Annotated in this window: 19 protein-coding genes and 1 pseudogene; 3 read left to right on the plus strand and 17 right to left on the minus strand. The window is 69.3% G+C overall.

The annotated features are described in order from the left end of the window. Positions 1 to 77 precede the first annotated feature (77 nt). The 3 genes from ABT115_RS05610 to ABT115_RS05620 all read right to left on the minus strand — a co-directional run bounded on the left by ABT115_RS05610 (position 78) and on the right by ABT115_RS05620 (position 2,768). Positions 78 to 800, minus strand: a complete 723-nt coding sequence (locus ABT115_RS05610) for a hypothetical protein (protein WP_351784363.1) — start codon at positions 798 to 800, stop codon at positions 78 to 80. A 27-nt stretch (positions 801 to 827) separates the two neighbouring features. Next, positions 828 to 1,331: a helix-turn-helix domain-containing protein gene (locus tag ABT115_RS05615; protein WP_351784365.1), complete on the minus strand. Its 504-nt coding sequence runs from the start codon at positions 1,329 to 1,331 to the stop codon at positions 828 to 830. Positions 1,332 to 1,967: 636 nt separating this feature from the next. Further along, positions 1,968 to 2,768: an aminoglycoside phosphotransferase family protein gene (locus ABT115_RS05620; protein WP_351784367.1), complete on the minus strand. Its 801-nt coding sequence runs from the start codon at positions 2,766 to 2,768 to the stop codon at positions 1,968 to 1,970. 268 nt (positions 2,769 to 3,036) lie between these two features. Between ABT115_RS05620 and ABT115_RS05625 the strand changes: the two genes are divergently transcribed. After that, complete coding sequence (locus ABT115_RS05625) at positions 3,037 to 3,309, plus strand: YunG family protein (protein WP_502969031.1); 273 nt, start codon at positions 3,037 to 3,039, stop codon at positions 3,307 to 3,309. A 96-nt stretch (positions 3,310 to 3,405) separates the two neighbouring features. Here ABT115_RS05625 and ABT115_RS05630 read toward each other — a convergent pair. From ABT115_RS05630 to ABT115_RS05640, 3 genes and pseudogenes are all read right to left on the minus strand, one after another. After that, positions 3,406 to 4,079, minus strand: a pseudogene (locus tag ABT115_RS05630) (class I SAM-dependent methyltransferase). Positions 4,080 to 4,467: 388 nt separating this feature from the next. Then, on the minus strand, positions 4,468 to 5,379 hold the full coding sequence (locus tag ABT115_RS05635; protein ID WP_351784368.1) for a phosphotransferase family protein: 912 nt from the start codon (positions 5,377 to 5,379) through the stop codon (positions 4,468 to 4,470). Between the two features lie 213 nt (positions 5,380 to 5,592). Next, positions 5,593 to 5,859 carry a helix-turn-helix domain-containing protein gene (locus ABT115_RS05640; protein WP_351784369.1) on the minus strand — a complete coding sequence of 89 codons (267 nt, stop codon included), beginning with the start codon at positions 5,857 to 5,859 and terminating at the stop codon, positions 5,593 to 5,595. Positions 5,860 to 5,952: 93 nt separating this feature from the next. On the opposite strand from ABT115_RS05640, the gene map reads away from it, so the two are divergent. After that, positions 5,953 to 6,771: a type I methionyl aminopeptidase gene (gene map / locus ABT115_RS05645; RefSeq protein ID WP_351784371.1), complete on the plus strand. Its 819-nt coding sequence runs from the start codon at positions 5,953 to 5,955 to the stop codon at positions 6,769 to 6,771. Between the two features lie 59 nt (positions 6,772 to 6,830). Here map and ABT115_RS05650 read toward each other — a convergent pair whose 3' ends face one another. The 5 genes from ABT115_RS05650 to ABT115_RS05670 all read right to left on the minus strand — a co-directional run bounded on the left by ABT115_RS05650 (position 6,831) and on the right by ABT115_RS05670 (position 11,119). Continuing rightward, a complete protein-coding gene (locus ABT115_RS05650) occupies positions 6,831 to 6,977 on the minus strand; it encodes a hypothetical protein (RefSeq protein WP_351784373.1) in 147 nt (48 codons plus the stop codon). A 299-nt stretch (positions 6,978 to 7,276) separates the two neighbouring features. Next, positions 7,277 to 7,879, minus strand: coding sequence for a TetR/AcrR family transcriptional regulator (locus ABT115_RS05655; protein ID WP_351784375.1), 603 nt, complete (start codon positions 7,877 to 7,879; stop codon positions 7,277 to 7,279). Between the two features lie 251 nt (positions 7,880 to 8,130). Beyond that, a complete protein-coding gene (locus ABT115_RS05660) occupies positions 8,131 to 9,381 on the minus strand; it encodes a GNAT family N-acetyltransferase (RefSeq protein ID WP_351784377.1) in 1,251 nt (416 codons plus the stop codon). Between the two features lie 106 nt (positions 9,382 to 9,487). Beyond that, positions 9,488 to 10,471, minus strand: a complete 984-nt coding sequence (locus tag ABT115_RS05665; protein ID WP_351784379.1) for an asparaginase — start codon at positions 10,469 to 10,471, stop codon at positions 9,488 to 9,490. 45 nt (positions 10,472 to 10,516) lie between these two features. Continuing rightward, entirely contained in the window at positions 10,517 to 11,119 is a 603-nt protein-coding gene (locus tag ABT115_RS05670) for an RsiG family protein (RefSeq protein ID WP_351784381.1), read from the minus strand. Positions 11,120 to 11,235: 116 nt separating this feature from the next. On the opposite strand from ABT115_RS05670, the gene dtd reads away from it, so the two are divergent. Beyond that, positions 11,236 to 11,685, plus strand: a complete 450-nt coding sequence (gene dtd / locus ABT115_RS05675) for a D-aminoacyl-tRNA deacylase (protein WP_351784383.1) — start codon at positions 11,236 to 11,238, stop codon at positions 11,683 to 11,685. A gap of 69 nt (positions 11,686 to 11,754) precedes the next feature. On the opposite strand, the gene ygfZ is transcribed toward dtd, so the two are convergent. The 6 genes from ygfZ to ABT115_RS05705 form a co-directional block, all read right to left on the minus strand. After that, positions 11,755 to 12,720: a CAF17-like 4Fe-4S cluster assembly/insertion protein YgfZ gene (gene ygfZ, locus ABT115_RS05680; RefSeq protein ID WP_351784385.1), complete on the minus strand. Its 966-nt coding sequence runs from the start codon at positions 12,718 to 12,720 to the stop codon at positions 11,755 to 11,757. A gap of 21 nt (positions 12,721 to 12,741) precedes the next feature. Then, entirely contained in the window at positions 12,742 to 13,212 is a 471-nt protein-coding gene (locus ABT115_RS05685) for a Fur family transcriptional regulator (protein WP_351784387.1), read from the minus strand. Positions 13,213 to 13,282: 70 nt separating this feature from the next. Further along, positions 13,283 to 13,855, minus strand: a complete 573-nt coding sequence (locus tag ABT115_RS05690) for a heme-binding beta-barrel domain-containing protein (RefSeq protein ID WP_351784388.1) — start codon at positions 13,853 to 13,855, stop codon at positions 13,283 to 13,285. Positions 13,856 to 14,188: 333 nt separating this feature from the next. Continuing rightward, positions 14,189 to 15,178 carry a hypothetical protein gene (locus tag ABT115_RS05695; protein WP_351784390.1) on the minus strand — a complete coding sequence of 330 codons (990 nt, stop codon included), beginning with the start codon at positions 15,176 to 15,178 and terminating at the stop codon, positions 14,189 to 14,191. Continuing rightward, positions 15,175 to 16,002, minus strand: coding sequence for a hypothetical protein (locus ABT115_RS05700; RefSeq protein ID WP_351784392.1), 828 nt, complete (start codon positions 16,000 to 16,002; stop codon positions 15,175 to 15,177). The genes ABT115_RS05695 and ABT115_RS05700 overlap by 4 nt, the downstream gene beginning before the upstream one ends. Next, positions 15,999 to 16,985, minus strand: a complete 987-nt coding sequence (locus tag ABT115_RS05705) for a hypothetical protein (protein WP_351784394.1) — start codon at positions 16,983 to 16,985, stop codon at positions 15,999 to 16,001. Before ABT115_RS05705 ends, ABT115_RS05700 begins: the two co-directional genes overlap by 4 nt. Positions 16,986 to 17,014: the final 29 nt, after the last annotated feature.

A 17,014-nucleotide genomic window follows, 5' to 3' on the forward strand; every position in this document is an offset into this window, starting at 1 on the left:
ACCGGGACAACGCGCCGGGCACCCCAAAAATGCCCGTCCCGCGCCCCGGTACACCCTCCGGCTGTGGCGCCGAGACCCTACTTCGCGGTAGGCGGAGTGGTCTTCTTCGCGACGGGCTTGCTCGCGGGCGTCTTCTTGGCGGGCGCGGCCGGGGCCTTGCTCTCCGGCTTGACGGTCTTCGGAGCGGGCGAAGCCTTTACCGGCCCCGGCTTGGCGGCCGGACCCGTCTTCGCGGACGGACCCGGCTTGGCAGACGGACCCGTCTTCGCGGACGGACCCGGCTTGGCAGACGGGCCCGGCTTGCCGGACGGGCCCGTCTTCGCGGTGCCCGTCGGCCTGGACTCCTTGCGCGGCTCGACGACGACGGCGATCTCGACGATCTCGTCGGCTGTCTCGCCACGCCAGTTCCTCACGGTCTGCTCACCGCGCTCGGCGACCTTCTCGTACGTCTCCCGGGCCCGCACCGCGTACTCCGCGGCCACGCCCAGACTGCGCAGCGCCAGGTCCTGGGCGCTCTCGCCCAGCTTCCGCAGATCGCTGTCGAACGACCCGATCACCTCGGTGACCTTGGCCTGCACGGCGGCCTGCGCCTCCTTGGCCTGCGAGGTCACCTTCTCCTGCATGGCCTTGGGGTCGGTGTTGCGCACGGCCTCGATACGCTCCGGCGCCTCAGTACGCAACTGCTCGATCAGCGCCGGGACCTTGCGCGCATGCTCGACGGCGATATCGGCCGTACCGGCGGCGAAGTAGAGGGGGGTCGGGTCGGTGAGGGTCTTGCGCAGGTCATCGGTGATGGCCATGACTGTGGTCCTCCCGGATCATCAGACTCAGTGTGAGGGGGTTGAAGGCTTTGAAACTGCGTCGGCATCGCTGCCGCCGGCCCTGCGGAGACCGTCGGCACCGGGGTGGCCGTCCGCACCGGCCCCCGGTCCGGACTCACTGCCGGTTTCCGATCCGGCTTCGGCGCCGGTTTCCGCTCCGGGCTCGAACCCGTTCTCCTTACGGAAGGAGTCGTAGACCTGCAGCAGAACATTCTTCTGCCGCTCGTTTATGGACGGATCGGCCAGGATCACCGCCCGCGTCTCCAGCTCCTCCCGCTCCCGCTCGTCCAGAATCCCGGCCCGTACGTAAAGGGTCTCGGCGGAGATCCGCAGCGCCTTGGCGACCTGCTGCAACACCTCGGCGCTCGGCTTGCGCAGCCCGCGCTCGATCTGGCTGAGGTAGGGATTGGACACCCCGGCGGCATCGGCGAGCTGCCGCAGCGACAGCTGCGCATTGCGCCGTTGCTCGCGCAGGTATTCACCGAGATTGCCGACGTTGAGTGATGCCATATCTCGATGGTGCGCCACCTTTGCTAACTTTTGCAAGCACCCGCTTGCAAAAGTGCGCCACACCACTCGTACGGCCCTCTGTGACTTCCTGTCCTGTCTCTGCGATGTGTAGGCAGTCCCGCTCTTCTGTAGGCGTCTTCGCCGACATCACGGCCTGGCCCTCATCGACCTCTGCGAGGAACTCACCGCAGGGCTCTGGTCCGGCCTCGCCCACCGCCACTACGGGCTCGTCCGCCGAGCCGAGACCCTTCACAACCTGGTGCGAGTCAAAGGGCCCGAAGTCGAGCCGGACAGGAAGGCACCCTGGCTGACAGCAGCCGGGTTCCCCGAACGCGTCGCGCTGATCCGCATGTTCACGTCTCCCCACTGGAGGAAGCTGGTGATGAGCGACGACTTCTACGTCTCCCTCAGCAGCATCACCCAGTCCCACCAGCGCTTCCCCACCAAGAGCCCGATTCGCGGCACCAGCCGCGTCTGCCTCACGAAAACCGTCAGGTCATCGGCCGCGGAGATCGAGTATCGGCTCGGCAACCCCGAGGGCGTGGCCACACTCATCGCCAACCGAGACGAACGAACCTCGCCTTCCTCGTCCCACTCAGCTCTGAGCGTCCCTGGTCAACGGCCCGCTCCGGGCGGTCAGTTCAGCAGGGCGGCCGTGAACATCTCGCGGCGCTCCGCCAGCCAGGTCTGCATGCGGTCCCAGCGTTCCCATCCACCGCGCTCGGCCAGCGCCTGGAGATAGACAGGGTCGCCGTCAGCCACGCGGCGGGCGACGAAGGCCCGGCAGACCTCCGTGGCCTGCTCAATGACGCCGAACAACTCGGCGCGGTCCCGCGGCGAAAGGCCGTAGCTGTCGGCCAGGATCCGCAGCCGCGCGGGCGCATCCAGCCCGGAGGGGTAGAAGGCGGCTGCGGATGCGGGATCGACCAGGGGCACCCAGTAGCGGGCGGTCATGGCGACATCCCAGAGGGGACGGCCCGGAGCTGCCAGATCGAAATCGATCAGGGCAGCGGCACGGCCGTCGCGGAAGACGACGTTGTCCGGGCACACGTCGTTGTGGCACAGCATCGTTCCTCCCTCCGGGTCGGCCAGGTCCCCTGGCCACCCAGCACGGGTGTCGACCTCGACGGCCGCGCTGGTCTCATGCAGGCGCCGCAGCAGACTCCCCACCGATTCCAGGGCGGTCTTCGTCATCGCCCAGTCCGCGAACGGCGGCAGAGCCACATCTCCAGGGATGAAGGTGAGCTGTTCACGGCCATCCTCGGCAAGATTGACAGGGGCTGGCGCTGCGTCGAAGCCGTGCTCCTTCAGGGCAAGGAGGTACGCATGCAGGGCCCGCGCGTTGCGCGGCGCCGGGCGCTCCACCAGCGCACCACGGCGGAAGACCGCTCCTGCGTTCACCATGCCGCCGACCAGCGCCTCGCCCTCAGCCGTCATGACGATCACGCTACCGCCACATCGACTCCACGCGAGCCAGGCCCCGAAATCCGTCGAAAACACCGGCTCTCATACACGCGCCACGCGACGAACTGCCCACATATAAGCGGGACATTCTCAGCGAGCGTGTCCCAGACAAGACGAAGCACCCCAGGTCACGGCCTCGCACTACCCACACTTAACCGGGACCGGACAGATGGGGGCGTGTGAGGGTTGAGGGATGGGCCGTTGCGCCGGGGATGTCAGAGGTGGCTGCGATGCTGCCGGCGTGATTCCTTGGAGCCTGCTCAACCTCGACAAAGCCCTGAGAGCCAGTTGGGCTGCCGACACCTGCTCACCGAGCGATCTGAGTGGGATTGCCTGGACGGCCGACAACCCTGCCTGGGGCCACTGCGACATCACCGCGTTGATCGTCCATGACATTTTCGGCGGTGATCTCATGGTCGGCGAAGTCCATCTTGATCGGGACCAGCACGGCTTCCACTGGTGGAACCGGCTGCCCAGCGGTGTCGAACTCGACTTGACACACGACGGCGCTTGACTCGATCAGCCAGGCCGGCCAAAGGGCGAGGGAGGCTGCCTCAGCGTCGTTGGCGGGCTTCGGTTTCAGCTGGCGCGGGCAGCCTTCCCTCTGCTCTCAGCGTCCGGGTTGCTTGGCCATGACGACCAGACCCGGCCCGCTGTACTCCTCCGGGGGGAGCCGGAGTTCGGCGACCGGGTGCAGACCGGCCTGCTCGATAAGGTCCACGAGTTGTTCCGGCTGCCATTTGTGTGTCGTCCAACGAACGGGTACACCTCCGTAGGCCTCGGTGCGCACTGCGTCTTCGTCGCCGACGTGTGTTGCGGTGATGAAGTGTCCGCCTGGCTTCAGGGCGCGCGCGAACAGGGCGAGAACCTGGGGAAGGACGTCACGGGGGAGGTTGAACAGTGACCACCACCCGAGCACGCCGCCAAGGGACGCTTCACCAAGGTCGCGGTCGGTGGCAGAGGCGACGCTGAAGCGGCATTGCGGATGAAGACGGCGCGCGTTCTCGATCATGCGGGGGGGGAGAGATCGACCCCGGACACATCGAGTCCGCGTTCGGAGAGGTAGGCAGTCACCGTTCCGGGTCCGCAGCCGACGTCGAGGACAGGCCCAAGCTCGCTCACGGTGTCGGCGAAGGCGTCGATTGATGCCTTGAGCCATGGATGGCTACGGATGTCGCCGATTCCCGTCGTCACCACCATGTGGGCGTAGTTGTCGGCCACCCGGTCGTAGGACTCACGTACCACGTCGAGATCGGCTGGGCGGTCAATATGGTGTGCGCACATCAGCCAACGATAGTGCGCGACGGCCCACCTGTGGGCTCTCGCATTCAACTGTCACGTCCTACCAGTTGCGCAGGCAGGTGGTGGTCTCGTTGTGGTAGCCGAGAGCGTCCGCGACGACGGGGCGGGCATCTCCAGGGAGCGAGCTCGCCAGAATCAGACCCCGTTTCTCCGTCTCAAAGAAGATGCCTCGTTCGGGTGGTTATCTCACTGAACCTGTCTCGCTACTGCTTTCGCGGTGCACGTCAGATTGGATCTTCGGCACTTTCCGTGATACCCGACCCGGTGCCGGGCGGGCCAGTGGGATGCACTGGTAGCAAGACGTCGAAGCCAGCCGACGGTGATGGCGGTTGTGAGTGGAAGCCGGGCCCGCGCCCCGGACCACCTTGGCTCAGCCCAGCGCGTCCATCAGGGAAGTGACATAGGCATCCAGCCGCTCCTCCACGGCTCGCGTCGTCAGCTCTGCCCTCCCTGCCTCCCGCCATGCCTGCACCACCGACTGCACTTCTTCAGAGAACGCCAGTCCGTCCCGCACCCGCCAGTACAGCCGCTCGCTCGCGGCCGCGGCCAGCACCCCGCCGGCCTCCTCATATGCCTCGGCGAACCGCTGACCCCACGCCGGGCCGTGCAGCAGCGCGAGATTGGTGGAGCAGTGCGCCACATCGAGATCCGCCGGGCCCCAGGAGGTAACCGCCCAGTCGACGACGCCGGTGATCCGCGCACCCGCTGACCTTGGGGGCAGCACGTCGAACAGCACATTGCCGGGTTGGAAGTCCCGGTGCAGGAATCGCCCTTCATAGGGCGGCGCGGGCCTGCGGATCACGTCGATCGCCGCGGCCCATGCCGCTGCGTCAGCGCCCTTCGGAACGGCGACGGTGTCGGCGGTCGTCAACGCCTCATACACCTGGGGCCGCTCGGCGGGTCGCAATGCGTGGATCGCCACAAGTTGACGGGCCAGCAGAGGGACGCGCGTCTCTAATCCCTCATCGTCGAGGACCGTCCGGCCCGCCAGATGTGTCATAAGGAGCGACGGATACTCGCAATGCGCGGCGGTCGGATCAACCGCGACCAGTCCAGGAGCCGGCACGTCGGTCCCCGTGAGCAGTGTCAGGGCGCTGGCCTCCCGGTTCAGCCAGTCCTCGGCGCGCTCCACGTAGAACGGGTCGACGAAGGTCCGCAGCACCAGGTCACGGGTGCCTCCGTCCCGCGTGCTGATGGTCAGCCTCCGCATTTCGGCAGTGATGCCGCCGTGCAGTGCCTCGGTTCTGACGATCCGTTCGCCGACCTCCAGATGCTGACGCACCCAAGCCAGTATCAACGGCCGGACGGCCGCCGCCTCATCGTGGTGGATCACCGTGCCGCCTCATCATCCGGACGGCAGCACGCGCAAAAGCTTTCAGCGGCATGACCAGCACCTTTCCCCTGGACCATCGTGATGTTGGCCGGTCAAGCACTCAGGTGCTGTCAAAACTCGCGAACATCGGCGTCTGGCGGACATCCTCGGGCCTGGGTGTTGCTAGGAGGCCTTGCTCAGGGCAGGGTCGGCGCGCCAGACGATGGCGAGCTCGGACAGTGGTACGCCAAGTACCTCGCTGAGCCGGACGATGGTGCCGAACGCGGGCGTCGGCAGCCGACCGGTCTCGATCTTGCGGAGGGTCTCCGGCGAGATCTCTGCCGCCAAGGCCACTTCGACGGGGCTGCGTCCGGCCCGGGCGGAGCGCAACGCGGCCCCGAGGCGTCGGCCCGCCTCGATCTGTTCGGGGGCGAGCGGATGGCGAACCATGCGCACATGCTACGGCCGCAGGTATCCGGCGGCAACCACTCCACCCTCTGGTATTAATATACCTGTCAGTGCCCTGGGGAATCGAGGATCGCAGTGATCGAGCACAAATCACCCAAAGACATCGAGCGTATGCATGTCACTGGAAAGTTCGTCGGCCAGGTGCTGGCCGAGCTCGGTGACCTCGCCGCAGTAGGGGTCAACCTGCTGGACCTGGAGCATCACGCTCGCCGCCGGATCAAGGAGCGCGGTGCGGAGTCCTGCTACTGGGACTACGCGCCCTCGTTCGGCAAGGGCCCGTTCCGCAACGTGGTGTGCCTCTCGGTCAATGATGCCGTGCTGCACGGATTGCCGCACAGCTACAAGCTGCGCGACGGGGACCTGCTGACCATGGATATGGCGGTGAGCATCGATGGCTGGGCCGCGGACTCGGCCCACTCCGTCATCGTCGGCACCCCGGCCGAGGAGGACCTGCGGCTGATCGAGGCCACCGAGGTCGCCCTGGAAGCCGCGATCAAGGTCGCCCAGCCGGGCAACAGGCTCGGGGACATCTCGGCGGCCATCGGCGCGGTCGCCGCCGAGTACGGCTACCCGGTCAACCTGGAGTTCGGCGGTCACGGCATCGGCCGCACGATGCACGAGGACCTCCACATCCCCAACGATGGTCGCCCTGGCCGCGGTTGGAAGCTGCGCCCCGGCCTGACGATCGCGATCGAGCCGTGGTTCGCCGCCGGCACCAACAAGATCATCTTTGACCCGGACGGCTGGACGATCCGCTCGGCCGACGGCTCGCGCACCGCTCATTCCGAGCACACGGTCGCCATCACCGAGACCGGCCCTCTCGTGCTCACCCGGCGCCCTCAGAGCAATAAGGGGCTGGAAGACCAGCGGGAATCATCGGCGACAGGACGCTGACGAGGGCTTCATCGAGGATGATGAAGCCCAGGTGGCCGACGACATGGCGACCGCGGTGATCAGCTGCGAGCGGGGCCGAGTTCAGCCGCCGGGTGGTCGGCTGGTCGATCGCCGACCACATGCGCACCGGGCATGTCGACGGTGCCCGCCAGGACCCCGCGGTAACCCGCGGCACCCTGGCGGGCACCGTCTTCCACAGAGATCACGGCGCACAGCTCGGACTCAATCGGCCGTCGCAATAGCGCTGATCGACGCCGTGCTCATGCACGTACGTCTGCTGGGGCACGACTTCGAGGTACTCGACCCTCCGGAGCTCGGGAGGCGCCGTCGCGCGCTGGCGGAGAGACTGCTGTCGGCCGGTGCAGACGGCCCCGGCGTGGTCCCTGTCTGCCGCGGGACACGGGACTGCCGCTTCATTGAGCGGAAACGTCCGTGCCTGAGCGCCACCGCCGGGTGCGCCGAGGGCCGCCGCCCGTCCGCGCGGCCCGGACGCCGCTGTCGTGCGTTACTCCTCCCCGAGCCCCGCCCGCAACTGCGCGAAAGCGAGTTCGGCGTTCTCGACCGCACTGCCGTACGCCTGGTCCGCGCTCTCCCCCGCGTCGATCCGCCGCCAGTTCTCCAGGGCCAGGATGCGCTGTACGGCGATGATCTGGCCCGCGGCCAGCCTGTCCCGCATCCGGTCGCCCAGCGCACGGGCGAGCGCCGCCTCCGAACGGCCCTGGTAGGCGTACATGCGGGCCACCAGGGACGGCGTCCCGTACAGCAGCCGCAGGAACGCCAGCACCTCCGGAGCATCGCAGAGCCCGGTCACCGGGTCGCGTCGCTCCAGGCCGTCCAGGAAGTGGCGGCGCAGGGCGGCCAGGGGGGACTCGGTCTCCGCGCGGCCGGCGACGACGCGGGCCGCTTCGTCCTCGTGGTCCGCGAACCGGTGCAGGACCAGGTCCTCCTTGGTCGGGAAGTACCGGAACAGCGTCGGCTTGGAGATGTCCGCGGCGGCCGCCACCTCCGCCACCGAGACCTTGTCGAAGCCCCGCTCCAGGAACATCGCGATCGCGGCATCGGAGACCGCCTGGTACGTCAGCCGCTTCTTCCGCTCTCGCAGGCTCATCGGCGCAGGGGCCGCAGGGGCTCCAGGGGCTCCAGGGGCTCCAGGGGCTCCAGCGTCTGCCGGGGCTGCGGCGGCCCCCGCAGATGCGTGCACCGCCGTCCCGGGCCCGGGTTTCTCTCCGCTCATGACCACGAAGCGTACGCCCTGACCTCAACCGGACTTGACGTCCGAGAGTGGCCGCACGGGCGCCGGACGAGCCCGTCGCCACCGCCACCACGGCGTCCACGTAAGGATGTTGGCGTGAGCAACTCTCAGAACACGTCCGGGCACCAAGCCCGCCGCGCCGCCCGGAACATCCTCTCCGCCAGTGCCACCGCACCCGGCGTGAGTTCCTCGATGCGGCCCAGGGCTGCCAGTCGGGCCGGGGACTCGTCGCCCAGGTAGAGCGTCCCCAACTCCCTTACGTCCAGGGCGAGATCAGGGGTGGCCGTGGTGGGGGTGCAGGTCGCGCCGGACGGGGAGGCGTCGAGGTGGTAGCGGCCGGGGGTCAGGCCTGTGGTGTCGTGGATGTCCAGGGTCAGTGCGCCGGGTACCGCGTAGGTGCGGGCCTCCAGGGCGCGTACGACGTCCAGGACGCGCACCCACAGCCAGTCCGCCTGGGTCACGACGCGGGCCGCGCGCGGGTCCGGAAGGAGGAGGGGCAGCAGGTCGTCGGGGGCGCGGTAGCCGGTGCGGACCGTGGTGATCCAGTCGATCGAGCAGACGAAGTGCCACAGCGCGCGTTCCGCGGCGGGGGTGACAGCGATGTGATCGACCACCGTGGCCCGGTTCAGCGGCTGCTTGGCGTCGCCCCAGTGGCCGTCGGCGCGGTAGACGACCAGGCCGTCGGCCTCACCGTCCGCGTTGCAGTAGACCGCGTAGAAGGGTTCCGTCCAGGTGTCGATGCCGGGCCGGTTCTCGCCGGTGGTCATGTCCCACCAGCGCGCGGCGCGGTCGATCGCCCCGTGCTGCCGGGCGCGCAGCCGGTCATGGAGGGCCGGGCCCAGCTTGCGTACGTCCGCGCCGGACACCAGGTCGATCCGGCCGCCGTCCTCCGCACCGGGGCCCGACCACCGCGGGTCAAGACCCGACCTCGGTACGTCGATCTCCCATTCGGTGGTCCACGCCGCCGGGCCGAAGCCGTACCGGCCGTAGATCGGGTACTCGGAGGCGATCAGCGTGGCGACCACATCGCCGCGCTCCTTCGCCGCCGCCAGGTCCGTGGCCATCATCCGGCTCAGCAGTCCGCGGCGGCGGTGCGTGGGCGACACAGTGACGTTGGAGATCGCGTCAGCCGGCACCGTGGCACCGCCGACGACCGTGAGCTCCTGTGCGAACGAACGGTACGTGGCCACGCACCGCCCGCCGTCGAACGCGCCCTGTGTACGGGCCAGGTCGGTGTGTGGTCGCCGGCTGGCGACCTCCTGTTCCGTCACCACCGGCGGGCGCAGAAAACCGGTGTGCACGGCCCGCAGCCAGTCGGGGTAATCGGACTCGTTGATCGCACGGACATCGAGGCGCATGGACCTCACGCTAGGCACGCGCTTGAGGAATGTCGCGCGGTTTTTCGGCCCCGGCCGGCGTCGCATCCCCTTTGCGGTCTGAATCCGGTTTGCGGTCTGAATCCGGTCAGAACGCTGCCCGGATCTCGCCGACTTCACCGCCGCCGCCCAGCAGAGGCGCCCGTCCGATCCGGGAGACCACCGGGGCGTCGATGCCGAGCAGGCGCAGCGACTGTGCCAGCACCGGGCCGAGTGCCCGCGTCGCACCGTCGTCGATCTTGAAGGCCAGTGCCCGGCCGTCCGCCAGCGCCACCGCCTGCACTGCCTCAGCGCCCATCTTGGACAGCGTTCCCGGCACTTCCTGCATCAGCCAGGTGTCGGGGCGGCGCGTTCCGGCCACGTACTCGGGGTGTGCCCGCATCGCGTCCCCGACCCGGCGCTCCGCCGACCCCGGCTCCGCCAGCACGAACGAACGGAAGGCTCGAGCCAGACCCACCAGGCTGACCGCCATCAGCGGCGCCCCGCACCCGTCCGTACCGACCGCCGTGACCGGCTCGCCCGCCGCGTCCTCGACCACTTGGTGGACGAGCTGCTGGAGCGGGTGCGAAGGGGCAAGGTAGGACGCCCGGTCCCAGCCGTTCACCGCGCACACCGCGAGCATCGCCGCGTGCTTGCCGGAGCAGTTCATCGTGATCCGCTCCCGGACATGGCCCGCGGCGAGATATGCCTCCGCCTCCACCGGGTCCAGCGGCAGGTCGGGCGGGGTCTGCAGATCGCCGGGCGTCAGCCCGTGCTCGGCAAGCATGGTGCGCACGAGTTCGAGGTGGAAGCCCTCCCCCGAGTGGCTCGCGGCGGCCAGTGCCAGCCGTTCCCCGGACAGATCGAGCCCGGCCCGCAGCACCGCAGCGGCCTGCATCGGCTTGTTGGACGAGCGCGGGAAGACCGGCGCCGCCGGGTCGCCCAGAACCCGCTCCACGCTGCCGTCGGCGGCCAGGACGACCAGCGAGCCCCGGTGCCGGCCCTCCACGAAGCCGGAGCGTACGACCTCGGCCAGGACCGGGTGGGCGGGGGATATGGCGGAGGGAGCAGCGGGGGCGGCGCTGGAGGTCATGGTGGCCTTCCGGGGACGGGCGGACCCGCCCCCGGAAGGATCGCTTCAGGCGAGCAGGTCGTCTACTTGTGCTTCGCCGTCACGGTACCTGCGGGCGATCTCCGCACTGCAATCGTCGGTGGTCCGTTGCAGCTGGTGACGGCGCAGGGAGACCTGCTGTTCATAGCGGACCAGGCGCCCCATCGCGGTGTGCAGTTCTTCGTCGGTACGGGCGTCGAGGTCGGAGAGTTCGACCTCGGCCAGCGTCTCGGCCGCCAGCCGGCGGTACTCGTCGCTGCGTGGTGTGGTGAGCGTGACGTGCCTGGCGGAGGAGCGGTGCTGGGACGGGGTGTCGGCGAGGATCTCCGAGAGCCGGTCCACCACCGGTGTCTCCGGATCCGTCCTTCGGGCCAGCTCGGCCCGGAGGATGTCGATCCGCCCCTGGACCAGCCGTCGCACATAGCTGAGGTCGGCCTCGTCGCGCTGCGACTCGCGGCGCAGGGTGCGCAGCTCCGGCAGCCGCAGGCCGCCCAGCCCGGGCTGCGGTCCCGCGGACGGACCGTCCACAAGGCCGTGGCCGGTTCGCTGCACGGGTGGGCGCATGATGCTGGTACTGGTGCACCCGCCCGGCACGGCGCCGGCGGACTGCCCGGTTCCATAGGTACTCATGCTTGTGTCCATCCCCTCGACCGGTGCGTCGGCACACCGCCTGCCGAGCATCGTGCCACTCCCTTGGGGATGTGTGGATGCTCTGTACCCGTTCAGCCCAAGATAGGTTGGTCTGTATGCGTGCAGTGGTACAGAGGGTGGATGGTGCGAGCGTCACGGTGGCCGATGGCGCGGGCGCGTCGGGCGGGCCGGAGGTAGTCGGCGAAATCGTCGGCGAGGGGCTGTGTGTGCTGGTGGGAGTCACCCACGGGGACACCGCGGAGAAGGCTGCTCAGCTCGCCCGCAAGCTTTGGTCAGTCCGCATTCTGGAGGGCGAGAAGTCCTGCTCCGATGTGAATGCACCACTTCTGGTGATTTCGCAGTTCACCCTCTACGGGGACGCCCGGAAGGGGCGCAGGCCCACCTGGAACGCCGCGGCGCCCGGCGAGATCGCCGAACCGCTGGTCGACGAGGTGGTGGCACAGCTGCGGGCGCTGGGGGCGCAGGTGGAGACGGGCCGGTTCGGGGCCCAGATGCGGGTCTCGCTCACGAACCACGGCCCGTTCACCGTCATCATCGAGGTCTGAGGCCGGGTCGGCGTCGCGGCACTGACCCCGCGCGTCTGCCGCGCCCCGCCCCCCTGTGCCGGCGAGCGGCTACGGCTCCACGACCGTCTCCTGGGCGGCGGCCGTGTCCCCCGCGAGCAGCTCGGCGTCCACCGCGACGTTCCGCTTGACCAGGGCCAGTGCGATCGGCCCCAGCTCGTGGTGGCGGGCGGACGTGGTGATGAAGCCCAGCTGACGGCTCTCGGCGCCGTCCGCGGCGAGCCGTACCGGTGTGCCGTGTCCGGGCAGGACGACCTCGCTGCCGTCGAGGTGCAGGAAGACCAGCCGCCGCGGCGGCTTGCCGAGGTTCTGCACCCGGGCCACGGTCTCCTGACCGCGGTAGCAGCCCTTCTGGAGGTGGACGGCGGTGCCGATCCAGCCCAGCTCGTGCGGAATGGTGCGGTGGTCGGTCTCGAAGCCGAGGCGGGGGCGGTGCGCCTCGACGCGCAGCGCCTCGTACGCCAGGATGCCGGCCACGGGGCCGTGCCCGGCCGCGAACTTCTCCAGGTCGGCGCGGGGCAGGAACAGATCCCGGCCGTACGCCGTCTCCCGTACCGTCACACCGTCCGGGACCTCCGCGATGGAGCCGGCCGGCAGGTACACCACGGCGAAGTCCTCGGTACGGTCGGCGACTTCGACCCGGTAGAAGAACTTCATGGACTCCAGATAGGCGATGAGCTCGCCCTGCGTGCCCGGTTCGGCATGCATCCACACGGTCTCGCCGTCATCGACGAGATAGAGGGCGTGCTCGATGTGCCCGTGCGCGGTGAGGATCAGGGCTTCGGTGGCCTGTCCCGGAGCGAGGTCGCTGACATGCTGGGTGAGCAGGAGATGCAGCCAGGCCAGCCGGTCGCTGCCGGTGACGGTGACGACGGCGCGGTGCGAGAGGTCGACGAGGCCGGAGCCGTCGGCGAGGGCGCGCTGCTCGCGGAACAGGTCACCGTAGTGCGCGGCGACGCCTTCGTCGCGGCCTTCGGCGGGGACGGCGCCGGGCAGAGACAGCAAGGGACTCTTCATGTGACCAGCGTACGACGCGATTTACGGCTGGGGATCGGCCGCATCGGCTGTCCGGGCCGCACCCTTGGACGCCGCCTTCGCCGTGCAGTCGGCGCAGCGGCCGAAGATCGCGAAGTGCTTCATGTCCGTCTCGAAACCGAAGCTGCCCCGCAGCTTCGCGGTGAACTCGGTGACGACATCGACATCGGCCTCGATCACGGTCGTACAGTCGCGGCAGACCAGATGGATGTGGTGGTGGCGGTCGGCCAGATGGTACGTGGGTGCCCCGTGCCCCAGATGGGCGTGGCTGACCAGCCCCAGCTCCTCCAGGAGCTCCAGCGTCCGGTAGACGGTGGAGATGTTCACGCCGGACGCGGTCTTGCGCACCTCGGAGAGGATGTCGTCGGGCGTCGCGTGCTCCAGCGTGTCGACGGCTTCCAGGACAAGCTGCCGCTGCGGCGTCAGCCGATAGCCGCGCTGCCGGAGATCGGTCTTCCAGTCGGTGCTCACCACAGGCCCAGTGTAGGACCGGGCAAGAACCGGTCCGCAGCTTTGTATCCGAGGAAACCGTGGACGGACCGGACTACTTGAAGAAGGCGATGCCGTCGTCCGGCAGGTCGCCGAGGCTCTTCGCCATCGCCTCGACCTCTTCCGGGGTGACGACCTTCTTCAGATGCGCCGACATGTACGGGCGAAGCTCCACCTCGGGGGTGGCTTTCTCACCGACCCACATCAGGTCGCTCTTCACATAACCGTAGAGACGCTTGCCACCGCTGTACGGGCCGGAGGCCGCGGTCCGGGCCACCGCGTCGGTGGCCAGGTCGATCTGCGGCTTCTGGTCGGCCAGCTCGCCGTACCAGATCTCGACGACGCCCTGGTCGCGGACCATGACGACCTCGACCTTGCGGTCCTTGTCGATGCGCCAGTAGCCGGACTCGGACTCCAGCGGCTTGACCTTCTTGCCCTCGGAGTCGAGCACCCAGGTGTGCGAGACGTACTCCAGGAAGTCCCGGCCGTCGTGGCTGAAGGAGACTTCCTGGCCGAAGTTGCACTGTTCGGCACCGGGGAAGTCGGAGACACCCGCGCCCGCCCAGTTGCCGAGGAGGAAGGCCAGAGGGACGAGGTCCGGGTGGAGGTCGGACGGGATCTCGATCATGAGCGGCTCAGACGATCTGTGAGGTGGGAGCGGGTGACTGCGAACGTGACACATCGGGCACGAGTGTCACGTTCGTGACGGGGGTACCCGCGCGAACGGAGGCGAGGGCAGCGCGGGTCAGCGCTGACCCTGGTAAAGCTTCTTCACGGTCACGCCGGCGAAGGCGAGAACGCCGACGCAGACCAGGACCAGCAGGGCGGAGAAGAATGCCTCAAGCACGGGAACTCCTTGGAACGAGCGGTATGGCAGCAGTACGGGGCCGGGCCCCAGCCTAATGGGTTGGGGCCCGGCCCGCCGGTTCGGGGTTTGCCCGGGGGACCGCCGAGGGGCAGGTCAGCCCAGCATCTGGTTCTGCACGATCAGCGTCTGGTGGAACGGAACGCTCTTGGTGCCCTCCCTGCCCTCGCGGGACTGGACGACGAGAGCGAGCGTGTCGCCGGCGACCAGGTACCCGTGGCGGACCTGCGCCGCGCCGTACGGCTTCGCCTCCTCGTACGCGTACGACGAGGTGCCCTCCACCTTGCCGCCGCCGCTCCAGCGTTCGTCGAGAACCGCCTCGGGCGCACCGACGAGCGGCACCCCGGATCCACTGTCGTTGATCGAGTCCATGAAGTACTGGGCGAAGGCCGTCGAGTTGAACTGGACGAGATAGATCCGGGTCGACGTGCCGTCCGGCATGGTCCAGCCGCGGGCTGCGACGTGCCGCGGAGCGGAGTCCTTCAGTATCAGCGTGATGTCGGAGCGCTCGCCCTTCGCATACTCGGAGAGGTACTGCTCCGTGCTCACCCAGCCGCCGTCGAGCTTCTTGTCCACGGTCGCTCCGGCCGGGGCGGGCAGCAGCAGGCGCCGCAGGTCGGCGTGGTGGACCTCGCCGACATTGCCGTCGCTGTACGGGCGGGGCGAGCCGGCCGGGAGCACGGGCAGGCTGAGCTCGGGATAGTCCCAGCGGCCGTCGCTCTCGGTGGCCAGACCGGGCACGTCGGTGCGCTCCATCGAGGTGATGCCGGCGGCCGCACCGGCACCGAGGCCCCCGCACACCAGCACGGCCGCCGTCCACCGGGCGACGGCCCGCAGGACACGCCGCGGCGGCTTGGGCGGCAGCGGCAAGGGCGGGGACAGGGGCAGCGGAGGCGCGGGTATCAGCGGTGCGGGGGCCGCTTCGGCGGGCGCGGTGTCGGTGGGCGGTGCCTCCGGCGCGGTCGCGGGCACGGTTTCGGTGAGCGGCGCCTCCGGTGCGGTCGCGGGCGCGGTTTCGGTGAGCGGCGCGGTGTCGGTGGGCCGCGCGCCGGGTGCGTCGGGTGTTTCCGTCGTCTGCTCGGTCATACGTACTCCCCCGGAGACGTGATGTGGTTGAGCTGGTCCTTCAGGAGTTCGGCGACGGCCGTCCGGTCGAACGGCTTGGTGCCGGACGCCGAGACGCTGATGCTCAGCTCGCCGTCGTACGCCAGGCAGTTCATCGACTCGATGGCGTCCTTACTGCTCTTACGCAGGACGTAGCACTTGGCGTTCCTCGTGTGCCCCTCGATCTTCGGCGCCTCGCGGAAGATGCCGAGGGACTCCCCGAGGCCCGTCCTGAAGGTGTAGAGGCCCCGGACGGCCTTCTTGTCCTTCATCCGCACGATCTCGGTGTTGATCACCAGGCTGTTGCCGCTGTCGACATAGGAGCGGACGGCGATGCCCTCGATGCGGAGCTTGTCGATCCGCTTCTCGTAGGCCCGGCGCTCCTTGCCCGCGAGGCCATGGGCGATCTCTTTCATGGCGGCGGTCGCCTTCTTGCCGCTCTGCTCGCCGTCGTTGCCCAGCTCCCCGTTGTCGGGGCCGAGCCGGTAGCCGCTCGGGACCGGTAGCAGCAGCTTGCTGAGCTCGGTGGAGGCCCTGCCCCGGGCCACGTCACCGGCCGGGTCCTTGCCCGGCTTGTGCGCGGGCTCCTCCCACAGACCGGTCCTGGCGGTGCGGTCGGCATCGTCCACCGTGTTCTTGGTGTACGCGGCCGCGCCCGCGACCGCGGCGGCCACCAGCAGGACGGGGAGCGCCGTGAGGATCACCTGGCGCGCCGGGCCGGAGGGGGCCGGGGGGAGCGGGGTGACGGCCCCGGACGCGTCGGCGTTCTCGTCCGGTGTGGTCTGCGTCGTGGTCACGTCGTTCACAGGCGCTCCAGCTGTCGCTCGGCCAGCGTCCGGATGTCCTTCTTGCTGATCGGTACGGTGTCGTAGATGTGGATGTCGGCCGCGATGTCGCCGCGGTACACGGTGGCCCTGGCGTGGTAGGACGGCAGATAGCCCGGCTTCTGTTCGACCTCGTAGAGGTAGTAGCGGCCGTTGCCGCTGCCCTTGATCGCATCGCCGTCGTTGCCCGCACCGATCTCGGTTCCGGACATGTACGAAAGCTGACCCTCGGCGAAGTCCTGGGCCCCCTGGACGGTTCCCGAGCCGAACTGCACGAGATATGTCTCGGCGGTGCGGTACTGCCCGCGCTTCCAGGCAGCGCCCGCGATCCGGCGTATGTCGTACTCCAGGAAGTACTCGTACATGGGGCCCTCCTCCTCGAAGGAGCGGGCGTACTCGTCCACGGCCAGCCAGCCGTCGCCGAAGCTCAGCGCCGACTCCTCGTCGTCGCTCCAGCCCGCGGGCCTGTCGGCGAGCAGCTTGCGCAGGTCGCCGTCCGTCCTGACTCGACGGTCCTGGGAAGCGGGCAGCGGGTCGGCGGCCTTGCCCGCGGGCAGTGCCTTCGCCGGGTACGCCAGATCGGGCTGCGACAAGGCGGGCAGCGGGGTCGGGGCGCGTCCGGCCTGAATGTCGTAGCCCACGGCGGTGCCGCCTGCGATGCCGAGCACCGCGGCAGCGGCGATCAGCAGCGCCGTACGCCCGCGCGGGCGCGTCGAGGCGGGCGCGGCGACCAGTGCGGTTTCGGGCTCAGCCACGGGCGCCGGCTCGGGCACGGGCTGGGGCTGGGGCTCGGGCTGGGGCTCGGGTCCGGCCTCAAGCGCCGGCACCGGTTCCTGCTCAAGTACGGGCGCGGACTCGGGCGTTGGCGCGGCCACCGGCACGGATGGCTCTGCGGCGCCGGTCAGCGCCGCTTCCCCGACGAACGGCTCGGCCTGCCGGTCAGGAATGGTGTCTTTCGGTTCCAAAAGGGGGCCCCCACGAGACCTGAGGCGCG

Origin of the sequence: Streptomyces sp. NPDC001832 (assembly GCF_040297265.1) — a bacterium.
In the GTDB taxonomy this organism is placed as follows: Bacteria; Actinomycetota; Actinomycetes; order Streptomycetales; family Streptomycetaceae; genus Streptomyces.